A 1,624-nucleotide genomic window follows, 5' to 3' on the forward strand; every position below is an offset into this window, starting at 1 on the left:
CTTTTTCTTCCCATGATCCAGCATTCTGGCTATGGATTTTCGCCTTATGATCTTCGCTGGCGGTCACCACATGGAGGCAGTCGGCGCTGAAATTGGCTGATTTGATCAAGGCATCATGTTTAATTTCGCCCATTTTTTTCCATGATCCATCAGCCTGCAGATCACAGATTATCGCTCTGTGAGCAAAAGTGGTGATGACCAGATGGCAGCTATCGGCACTGAAGTGGGCCGGGCCGACTCCGGACTCCGTTTGAATGGTAGATGTCACTGCCCATAATCCAGCTGCTGACTGGCCAAGGATTTCAATAAAGAACTTCGCACCATAGATAATTATCATGTGATGGCCATCAGGGCTAAGCCGGCTCGACCAGATCGTATTATTATGAAAAGCGTCCTTTGGTTCCCATGATCCATTGTTCCCCCGACCAGTGATTTTCACCGAATCACCAAAACCGACAGTCACCACGCGGCGACCATCACCAATGAAAGTGGCTGAAACGACGTAATTATTATGGGTAATGATGGCTTTTTCTTCCCATGAGCCATCGTCCTCCAGACCATAGATTTTCGCTGTACCATCAAGACTGGCGGTTATCAGATAGCGGCCATCGGGACTAAAAACGGCTAATCTGACCCAATTATAATGGATAATGATGGCTTTTTGTTTCCACGAGCCATCGTCCTCCAGACCGTAGATTTTCGCTGTATTATCGCGACTGGCGGTTACCAGATGTTGGCCATCGGGGCTGAAATTGGCTTCATAGACTCTATCACCATGGGTAATTTCGAGTTTTTCTACTAACTCAAATTCTTTACACAGAGACATCAACTTACTGTTGGTGAAAAGTAACTGAACAGGGAAATGAATATTCTTTTGTTGTTTTATGAGTGACTCGATAGTGCCCGTATCAGCAAACGGCTTCAACCAAGCACGGAGTTGGTGCTCGTTTTTAGTCTTAATGGTGTTCTTTAGTTGATATTGGTGTGGTGAAGGAAACGGAGGAAACCGGCGACTCCATGCTCTTTCCAAAGCTTTTTCTGCTTTAACAAAATCGCGAAGATATTTGCATACCTTGGCTAAACAAATAATCTCCCGAAAACCCAAATAGCGGATGATCCTGAGTTTTGGTACGTCGGTCAAACAGAGGAATAAAGATTCATTGTTGTTATGTAAAGTAACGTCCCTGCCTGCACTGACACCCGTTGGTGCTTGCTCCAGTTGAGGTTGCGCAGGTCTTGTCGAGACGGGTTCGTCAATGCTCGAACCGCTTTTCATAGAGTCCATACTCGATTCCTTTATAGCTCCAAATTCAGTATTCACCCTCACTTAGAAAGGACATTAAAAATTAATTAGATCTGTTGGAGTCGGTTTTATAACAGAAGTTCAAAAAATATTGAGGTCAGTGAAACTAAGCAACCGCAGAGCCCTGATCCATTCGCTCATTCAACCATCAATTCTTCTTGCGTAGTTCAGTGATTCTCACCTTGTTATCTTGACTGACGATCACCACATTTCGGCTATCGGCGCTGAAGCTGGCTGAGGTGAATCCGGTCTTTTTTTGAATGGCTGCTTTTTGCAGCCATGAGCCATTGGCCTCCAGGCCATAAATGTTTACGACACCAT

The 1,624-nt window shown here is 45.1% G+C and carries 1 protein-coding gene; it reads right to left on the bottom strand.

Annotated features, from left to right (window positions below; genetic code table 11):
• Positions 1 to 1,285 (bottom strand): WD40 repeat domain-containing protein (locus KDK17_RS10140; RefSeq protein ID WP_257288002.1); only part of this gene is annotated, 1,285 nt, incomplete at its 3' end.
• Positions 1,286 to 1,624: the final 339 nt, after the last annotated feature.

This window comes from Endozoicomonas sp. SESOKO2, from assembly GCF_024606245.1.
Lineage (GTDB): Bacteria > Pseudomonadota > Gammaproteobacteria > Pseudomonadales > Endozoicomonadaceae > Endozoicomonas_A.